This is a genomic window from Kitasatospora sp. NPDC047058, assembly GCF_040643935.1.
Taxonomy (GTDB): domain Bacteria; phylum Actinomycetota; class Actinomycetes; order Streptomycetales; family Streptomycetaceae; genus Kitasatospora.
In genome coordinates, this window is sequence record NZ_JBEYVJ010000333.1 from 1 (window position 1) to 7,598 (window position 7,598).

The window sequence follows — 7,598 nt, forward strand, 5'->3', positions numbered from 1 at the left end:
TGCGTCAGCCGGCCCCCGCGGCGGTGCCCCCGGGCCGTGGGCCGGTCCCTCAGTGTGACGCCGAGGGACCGGTCCAGCCGGCCGGCACGTGGCCCAGCCGCACGCGCTGCGGGTGGTCGCCGACCGGGACGGAGACGGTCCGCCGCCCGGTGGCGAAGTCGATCGCGGTCACCCGGTCCGCGCCGCTCTCGGAGATCACGCAGCTGCGGCCGTCGCCGCTGACCGTGGCCCAGTAGGGCTTCACGGCGGGGACCAGCTCCCCTTCCTGGAGCGTGGCCCTGTCGACCACCGTCGCGTAGTCGTCCATGGTGCCGGCGACGCACAGCTTGTCGCCGGCCGGGCTCATCGACAGGCCGTGGTGGCGCGAGTCGTTGACCCAGGTGGTGCGGTCCTCGCTGGTCGCCGGGTTCTTCGGCAGCGTCTTGATCCGGGTGATCCGGTCGGCCGCGACGTCGTACTCCACCACGCCGTTGAAGAAGGACACCTGGAAGTAGAGCACCGACTCGTCGGGGGTGAACGCGGCGGGGCGGATCGCGTCGGACAGGTCCGAGCGGCCGGCTGCGTCGAGCCGCTCCCGCATGTCGATCACCTTGACCGGCGCGAAGGTCGCGGCGTCCACCACGGTGATCCGGCGGTCCCCCTTCGTCCAGTCCAGCCACGGGGCGTCGAGGGCGGTGTTGACCTCGCCGATCGACATGTTCCAGATCCGCCGCCCGCCGTCGGTGAAGAGGTTCTCGTGCGGCTTGTCACCGGTCGCGAAGGAGCCGAGCTGCACCCCGGTCCGGACGTCGAGCACGTGGACCGTGTTGGAGGTGGAGGCGGACACCGCCACCCGGGTGCCGTCCGGGGAGAGCGCCATGTGGTCGGAGCGGTAACCCGACACGGGGAAGCGCCAGTTGATCCGTCCGGTGGCGACGTCGATGGAGACGACGTCGGCGAAGCTCGGGCGGGAGACGACCACCGCGGACCCGTCGGGGGTCGAGTACATGTCGTCGGTGAACTGGTCGTGTCCCTCGCCCGGGCCGAGCCGGATGCCCAGGAAGTAGGCGAGCTTGACCGGGTTGAGGTAGATCTCGGCGAGCCGCTGGTCCTTGTCCGGGATGACGTTGATCCGGCCGATCCGGGCGAAGTCGCCGCTGGAGCGGATGACGTCCGCGGTGCCGTCCCAGTTGTTGCCCACGAACATCACCTCCCGCAGCCCCTCCGCCCGGTCGGAAGCGGCCCCGGACGCGGCACCGGAGACTGCGCCGGAGACTGCGCCGGACGCCGCACCGGCCGGGGCGGCGGCGGCGAGGGACAGCACGACGGCGGCGGCGAGGGCGCCGAGGGCCCTGGCGCGGCGGCAGTTGCGGGTGGGACGGGATTCCGGCCGGGGCCTGGCGTGAGACATCGCCGCTCCTTCGCGCGTGCGCACGGGGACGTGGGAAGTGGGAAGTGGGGTGCACCGGAGGGTGGTTCAACCGGAGGGCTTCCTCCGGTGGCGTTACTCGACGGTAGAGACGGGCCTCCTTCCTGACAAGACGTCAGCAAGAGCTTTCCTCCCCCGCGCGGGTGAGCGGGACCCTTCCCACGGCGGAGGCACGGGTGGCGGTCCGGGTGCGACCTTGGGAGCAGCCGCTCCGCCGGGGCGGTCCGACTCGGATGAACTCCCCCATAGGTGAAGGATTATGACGATGCGTAAGCTTCTTGCCGGTGTGGCCGTCCTGACCGCCGTGTCGGTCGCCGCCGCGCCGGCCGCTGCCGCGGCGGCCGGACCGAAGGCAGGCCTCCGGGGGTGGGCCCGGATGGACCCGCAGGGCCCCGTCGCGGGGCAGGACCGGCTCACGCTGGCCCTGGACGCCCGCTCCCGGCACCGGGCGGGCAGCGAGCCGGGCTCGACCGAGGCCCGGGGGCACGCCACGATCCAGCACGCCTTCCCCAACGAGGACGGCACCTTCTCCACCAACCGGCTCGAGATCGAGATCGACTGCCTGGTCACCGAGAACGGACGCACCACCGCCGTCACCGGCGTCGTGCAGTCCCTCACCTTCCTCGTGCCGCCGGGCCACGAGCAGTACCCCCCGTCGACGGACTGGCACCCCGAGACGGCCTTCAGCTTCTCCACCGACGAGGACGGGCAGCAGCGGATCGGCTGGCACATCCCGCCCTTCAACAACCCGTCGGCGCCGCCGGCCGCCGCCAAGTGCGTGGCCCCGACCGCCGAGCCGACCGACTTCTACCTGGTCGAGGGCGGGTTCACCCCGCGGCGGTGAGCCGGTGCAGCACCGCGGCGCAGCACCCCATAGCGGCACCCCGTAGCGGCACCCCGGCGGCCCGGTACCGGCCGTCGGTGCGCCGCCGCGGGGTGTCAGCGCAGCGGCACCCGCTGGGGCGGCAGCAGCTCGCTCGGCTGGACGATGACGAAGCCGTCGCCGGTGAAGGACAGCTCCCATCCCTCGGTCGCCGTCCCGCGCCGGCGCCAGGCCTCGGTGTTGGCGCTCTGGGCCTGGAGCTGCACCTCCAGCGCCGAGGACCAGCCGACCACCGCGTCGGCGTCCGCGTAGACGTACTGACCGGCGCGGACCGGCATCACCAGCGGCCGGCCGGAGGTCATCAGCACCAGCGTGCCGCTGCCGGACAGCTCCAGGCTGGAGGTGCCGACGCCGGAGATCCGCTCGCCGCCCTCGATCCCGACCACCTGCCACTCGATGCCGGTGTCCAGGGCCAGCACGTAGCTGCTGGTGATCGTCAGCCGCTCGTTCCGCAGGTCCAGGATGTGCAGGTGCTGGGCCAGGTTGGCGAGGTAGACCGTGCCGGTGCCGGCGCAGCGCATCAGGTCGAGGGCGGGCGGCGGCTGGTGGCCGGGCGGGAACGGCGGCTGCCCGGGCCCGGCCGGCCACTGCTGGTGCGGGCCGGGCTGGTGCGGCTGGTGCTGCGGCCGGTTCTGCCGGTTGCGCCCGCGGCGCCCGGGCGGCGTCGAGGCCGTGAACTGGACCCGCCCGGTGTGCGCGACCATCGCGCCGCTGCGGGCCAGCACCTCGGCGCGGCCGTCCAGGACGACCCGGAGCAGCTGCGGGTTCTGCAGGGCGAAGCGGTCCTCGCCGGTCAGCGCGGTGTGGTCGAGAAGGGAACTCTGCATCGTGGTCGCTGCTCCTCAGCTGCGGGCCGGTCAGCCGCGGATCTTGAGACGGTCGGAGGTGTCCTCGCTGGGCTGGACGACGACGAAACCGCGGCCCGTGAAGCCCAGTTGCAGGGCCTCGCCGCTCCCCCGGCCGATCAGCGAGCCGACCTTGAGCGTGCGCCGGGTCTTGATCTCCAGCCCGGTCGTCCAGGCGACCAGCGCGTCCGGGTCGACGAAGGTCTCGGCCTCGGCGCAGTCCAGCACCACCGGGACCCCGCGCGAGGTGACCGAGACCCAGCCGCTGCCGCTGACCGTCACGTTGTACAGCCCCGTGCCGGCCAGCAGCGCCGGGCCCTTCACCTTCTCGACGGCGCAGCCCAGCGAGGCGTCCAGGGCCAGCAGGTGCGAGCCGTTGACGGAGAGCGACTCGTTGTCGAGCTGGAGGTTGAGCACGTCCGCGCCGAAGTCGGCGAGGTAGAGCGTGCCGTCCCCGAACCAGCGCAGCAGCGGGGTGCGTTCCCCCGACGCCCACTCGCCGAGCGTCCGCCGGAACGTCTGCGAGACCGGCTCGTACTGGAGGAAGCCGTCGTAGGCCACCATCGCGCCCGCCTTGGCGAACACGTCCTGCCCGCCGCTCACGGCGACCTTGCACATCGCGCCGCCGTGGTTGCTCATCCGGGCCGTGGCCGGCGAGGCCGTACAACCCTCCAGGTAGGTGCCCGAGAGCAGCCGCTGTTCCATCACCGACCTCCTTGACCGGGGTTCTGTTCGACCGAAGTTCTGTAGGACCGAAGCGGGGGGCGCACGTTCCGCCCGCTCAGACCTCGAACGGCTGGACCACGATGAAGTTGCCCGGCCCGCCCCTGAACTGCAGGCTGTACGACTCCGCGGCGTGCCCCGCGTACGCCGAGCGCCGGATCCGCACCGGGGCGGTGGTGATCACCTGCGCGCCCCGCGACCAGGCGACCAGCGCGTGGATGTCGGCGTACGTCTCCGGCGCCGGGGTGACCGGCAGCACCACGGGGATGCCGTTGGTCTTCACCACCACCGTGCCGTGGCCGCTGAACTGGAGCGTGTAGAAGCCGCCGTTCGGCAGGCCCTCGCCCTCGATCCGGCGCACCTCGTGCTCCAGGTGCGCGTCGAAGGCCAGCACCCGGTCGGAGCTGACGCAGATCGCGTCGCCCTCCAGCCGCACTCGGTGCAGGTGGCTGGCCTCGTCCGCGAGGAACACCTGCCCCTCGCCGGTGACCCGCATCAGCTTCAGCGTCTGCCCGGTGAGGTTGCCGGTCAGCCTGCGCAGCATGCCGGAGCTCTCGTGGGCGAAGTCGGCGCGGCCCTGGTAGGCCACCATGCTGCCGTGCAGGGCGAGGACGTCCTGGCCCTTGGTGAGGGTGTAGCGGACGAGGTGGTCGTTCTGCTGCACCCAGCCGGACTGCTCGGGGACCTCGGCGTACTTGACCAGGCTCACCGCGACCCCGGGGCCGGCCGGCGGCTGCTCCCAGGCGGGCGGCTGCGCCGGAACCTGGACGGTCGGGGCGGCGGCGATCGGCGCGGCGAGCGTCGGGGTGGCGAGCGTCGGGATGGCGAGCGTCGGGGTGGCGACGGCGGGCGCAGCGAGCGTCGGGGTGGCGACGGCGGGCGCAGCGAGCGTCGGTGTGGCGGCGGGCGCCGGCACGACGGGCACGGCGACGGTCGGCGCGGGAGCGGCCGGGGCCGGTGCCGGGGGTGCCGCGGGCTCGTCCTCGATCACCTCGCCGCCGAAGTTCTCCAGCAGCGCCTGCAGGCCGCCGTCGAAGCCCTGACCGACCGGTGTGAAGCGCCACTCGCCGTTGCGCCGGTAGACGTCCGCCAGCATCACCGCGCGTTCGGTGCTGAACTCGGCGCCGGTGAAGGAGTACCGGCCGACCTCGGCGCCGTCCGCGACCAGCCGGACGTACCCGGAGGCGAGCTGCGACATCCGGCCGTCGCCGTCGATGGTCGCGGTCAGGCTGAGCCGGTGGATGGCCGGCGGGACGTCCGGCAGCAGGATCCGGAAGGCCTCGCTGTCGCCGGACTGCGCGCCCAGCAGCCGGATCGCGCCCTCGGGGCTGGCCGGCTGGTTGAAGAAGACGAAGTAGCGGTCGTCGCTCAGCCGCTCCTCGGCGTCCAGGCCGAAGCAGCTGATGTCGAACAGCAGACCGGGCGCGTCCAGGTGCACCCCGAGGTAGAGCTCGGTACGCGGCGTCAGATCCGCGATGCGCACGCGTGAAGCTTTTGCGAGTTCCCTGGTCATGGCGCCGGGCCGGCCCTCCCCAACTGCTTTCTCGGATGCGTCACGGGCGTGGTCCCGCAGACCTTACCCCACCCCGTTCGGACGAACCAGGAACCCGGATGGTTGCCGTTGACCAGGGATTTCCGGCTGGATCCGGCTGTTTCCGGCTACCCGGCGAGGTGTTTGGCCTGGGCGGCGGTGATCTCCCGGACCGTCAGGATCATCAGGACGCCGCTGACGACCCCGAGCGGTGCGGTGACGGCGTCGGTGACGTCGGCCCCCGCGGCGCCGGCGAAGGTCATCCCGAGCCAGAGCGCGGTCCTGGCCAGGTGCGTCGACCACCAGCCCGCGAGCAGCCACGCCCGGCCGTCGAGGCCGCTCGCCCGCCGGACGTCGAGGACGATCCGGGCCGGTATCCACCACATGGCCAGCGGGATGAACCACGCGCCCGCCGCGAGGCCGGGGCCGTAGCGGAGAGTGCCCGGGGCCAGCACCTCGCCGTTGAGCCGGCAGCGGCGCAGCCAGCAGGCCACCAGGACCAGCGCGATCAGGGTGAGGGCCGTCACCAGGGGGGCGGCCCAGGCCGGCGGCCCGGTCCTGCCGCCGGTCGCCACCACGGCGGTCCACAGCGCCGACTCCGCGACGACCGCCACCTGCAGACCGGTCGCCAGCTCCCGCGGGTCGCGCAGGGCCGGCGCGGCCGGGGCGGAGGCGGGGGCGGCGGGGTCGAGTGTCTCCGACTGCACGGTGGCTCCTTCGCGGGCTGCCCGCGATGCCGATCACGCGGAGGCGAGGGGCAACCTAGCCGCGCCGGGCTCCGTTCGTCCACCTCCCTGACCTCCGGCGGCGGGTGAGCGGTCGGGCGGCTGTCTGCGTGTCAGCGGCCGGTCCGGGGCGGGCGGGGGAAGGCTGGGCGCATGACGCACGCGATCCTGCACGCCCTGAAGATCACCGGCTCGATGACCTGGGAGATCACCTGGGCCCTCATCCTCGGTTTCGCCCTCTCGGCCGTCGTGCAGGCCGTGGTGCGCAAGTCCACGGTCGTCTCGCTGCTCGGCGACGACCGCCCGCGCACGCTGGTCCGCGCCGCCGGGCTGGGCGCCGCGTCCTCGTCCTGCTCGTACGCCGCCGTCGCGCTGGCCCGCTCGCTGTTCCGCAAGGGTGCGGACTTCACCGCGGCCATGGCGTTCGAGATCGCCTCCACCAACCTGGTCGTCGAGCTCGGCATCATCCTGGCGCTGCTGATGGGGTGGCAGTTCACCGCGGCCGAGTTCGTCGGCGGGCCGGTGATGATCGCGGTGCTGGCCGTCCTGTTCCGGCTGTACCTGCGGGAGCGGCTGCTGCGCGAGGCCCGCGGGCAGGCCGAACGGGGGCGGGCGGGCTCCATGGAGGGCCACGCGGCGATGGACATGTCCGTCCGGCGCGAGGGTTCGTTCGCCGCCCGGCTGTTCTCCGGCGAGGGCTACACCTCGGTGGCGCACGTGTTCGTCATGGAGTGGGCGGCCATCCTGCGGGACCTCGTGCTCGGCCTGCTGATCGCCGGAGCCATCGCCGCCTGGGTGCCCGACAGCTTCTGGCACTCGTTCTTCTTCGAGGGGCACCCGGTGGCCGCCAAGGTGTGGGGCCCTCTGATCGGCCCGGTGGTGGCGGTGCTCTCCTTCGTCTGCTCGATCGGGAACGTGCCGCTCGCCGTGGTGCTGTGGACCGGGGGCATCAGCTTCGGAGGCGTCGTCTCCTTCATCTTCGCGGACCTGCTGATCCTGCCGATCCTCAACATCTACCGGAAGTACTACGGCCGCGGTATGGCGCTCTTCCTGCTCGCCACGTTCTACGCCGCCATGGTCGTGGCCGGCTACTTCGTCGAGCTCACCTTCGGCGCGCTCGGCCTGATCCCCGACCGGGACTCGGCCGAGGTGCCGATGGAGGGCGTCTCCTGGAACTACACCACCTTCCTCAACATCGTCTTCCTCGCCCTCGCCGCCGCCCTGCTGATCCGGTTCCTCCGCACCGGCGGACGCTCCATGCTGCGTCTGATGGGCGGCTCCCCCGACGCCCGCCTCGGCGACGCCGGGGCCCGCCGCTGATCCGGTGAGCCCGGCCTGATCACTGGCCCGGGGGGGCGGGAGCGACGCGCCGTTCACTCGAAGCCCAGCGGCCCGATGCCCATCCCTGACCGTGCCGCACCGCCCACGTTCCCGCAGGTCAGGCAGCGAGTGTTTTAGGGGCGTTGTTCCACATCAACGTTCC

General features: G+C 72.8%; 7 protein-coding genes. 2 read left to right on the plus strand and 5 right to left on the minus strand.

The window, feature by feature from the left end:
* Positions 1 to 49: 49 nt before the first annotated feature.
* The gene (locus ABZ885_RS31800; protein WP_360196283.1) at positions 50 to 1,390 is read right to left on the minus strand and encodes a YncE family protein; all 1,341 of its coding nucleotides are present in this window, start codon (positions 1,388 to 1,390) and stop codon (positions 50 to 52) included.
* A gap of 283 nt (positions 1,391 to 1,673) precedes the next feature.
* On the opposite strand from ABZ885_RS31800, the gene ABZ885_RS31805 reads away from it, so the two are divergent.
* Complete coding sequence (locus tag ABZ885_RS31805; protein WP_360196286.1) at positions 1,674 to 2,252, plus strand: hypothetical protein; 579 nt, start codon at positions 1,674 to 1,676, stop codon at positions 2,250 to 2,252.
* A gap of 95 nt (positions 2,253 to 2,347) precedes the next feature.
* Here the strand turns inward: ABZ885_RS31805 and ABZ885_RS31810 are convergent, their stop codons facing one another.
* From ABZ885_RS31810 to ABZ885_RS31825, 4 genes are all read right to left on the minus strand, one after another.
* A complete protein-coding gene (locus tag ABZ885_RS31810; RefSeq protein ID WP_360196289.1) occupies positions 2,348 to 3,118 on the minus strand; it encodes an AIM24 family protein in 771 nt (256 codons plus the stop codon).
* Positions 3,119 to 3,148: 30 nt separating this feature from the next.
* Positions 3,149 to 3,841 carry an AIM24 family protein gene (locus tag ABZ885_RS31815; RefSeq protein WP_360196292.1) on the minus strand — a complete coding sequence of 231 codons (693 nt, stop codon included), beginning with the start codon at positions 3,839 to 3,841 and terminating at the stop codon, positions 3,149 to 3,151.
* A 76-nt stretch (positions 3,842 to 3,917) separates the two neighbouring features.
* Positions 3,918 to 5,372: a TerD family protein gene (locus ABZ885_RS31820; RefSeq protein ID WP_360196295.1), complete on the minus strand. Its 1,455-nt coding sequence runs from the start codon at positions 5,370 to 5,372 to the stop codon at positions 3,918 to 3,920.
* 146 nt (positions 5,373 to 5,518) lie between these two features.
* Positions 5,519 to 6,097, minus strand: a complete 579-nt coding sequence (locus ABZ885_RS31825) for a DUF4328 domain-containing protein (RefSeq protein WP_360196298.1) — start codon at positions 6,095 to 6,097, stop codon at positions 5,519 to 5,521.
* A 171-nt stretch (positions 6,098 to 6,268) separates the two neighbouring features.
* Here ABZ885_RS31825 and ABZ885_RS31830 point away from each other — a divergent pair, with 171 nt between their 5' ends.
* Positions 6,269 to 7,435, plus strand: coding sequence for a permease (locus ABZ885_RS31830; RefSeq protein WP_360196300.1), 1,167 nt, complete (start codon positions 6,269 to 6,271; stop codon positions 7,433 to 7,435).
* Positions 7,436 to 7,598 lie beyond the last annotated feature (163 nt).

Coding starts and splice junctions, on each gene's coding strand:
- ABZ885_RS31820 (WP_360196295.1), bottom strand. CDS start 5,372: ATGACCAGGGAACTCGCAAAAGCTTCACGCGTGCGCATCGCGGATCTG.
- ABZ885_RS31805 (WP_360196286.1), top strand. CDS start 1,674: ATGCGTAAGCTTCTTGCCGGTGTGGCCGTCCTGACCGCCGTGTCGGTC.
- ABZ885_RS31810 (WP_360196289.1), bottom strand. CDS start 3,118: ATGCAGAGTTCCCTTCTCGACCACACCGCGCTGACCGGCGAGGACCGC.
- ABZ885_RS31815 (WP_360196292.1), bottom strand. CDS start 3,841: ATGGAACAGCGGCTGCTCTCGGGCACCTACCTGGAGGGTTGTACGGCC.
- ABZ885_RS31830 (WP_360196300.1), top strand. CDS start 6,269: ATGACGCACGCGATCCTGCACGCCCTGAAGATCACCGGCTCGATGACC.
- ABZ885_RS31800 (WP_360196283.1), bottom strand. CDS start 1,390: ATGTCTCACGCCAGGCCCCGGCCGGAATCCCGTCCCACCCGCAACTGC.